The sequence below is a fragment of the Christiangramia aquimixticola genome (assembly GCF_048285835.1).
Taxonomy (GTDB): domain Bacteria; phylum Bacteroidota; class Bacteroidia; order Flavobacteriales; family Flavobacteriaceae; genus Christiangramia; species Christiangramia aquimixticola.
The window spans coordinates 1-303 of the sequence record NZ_JBLVTL010000198.1; the positions used below are offsets into that span (position 1 = coordinate 1).

Annotated in this window: 1 protein-coding gene; it reads right to left on the reverse strand. The window is 47.5% G+C overall.

Going from position 1 to position 303, the window contains the following annotated elements; translation table 11 throughout:
* Window positions 1–303, reverse strand: a 303-nt coding sequence (locus ACNKXV_RS14110; RefSeq protein WP_417908350.1) for a class I tRNA ligase family protein, incomplete at both ends; no start/stop codon positions are given.

Here is a 303-nt window from a genome sequence, read left to right on the forward strand (position 1 = left end):
TTTTTGAATGCCACACTGTCAAAGAGCATCACGGCAATCGCATGCAGGGTAAAGAACCAACCACGGGTTTGATCAACTCCTTCTGCGATGTAATCTGCAGGATAGTTTGCCTCGAAAATATCTTGATTCTCGAATGGGTAGTGCCACTGGGCATACGGCATCGCTCCTGAGTCAAACCACACGTCAATTAAGTCCGGCTCGCGGAACATTTTTTCCCCTTTGTCCGACACCAAAATCACATCGTCCACATACGGTCGGTGAAGGTCTAGCTCTTTTCCTTCGTAGGGAGATTTTACCATGAAG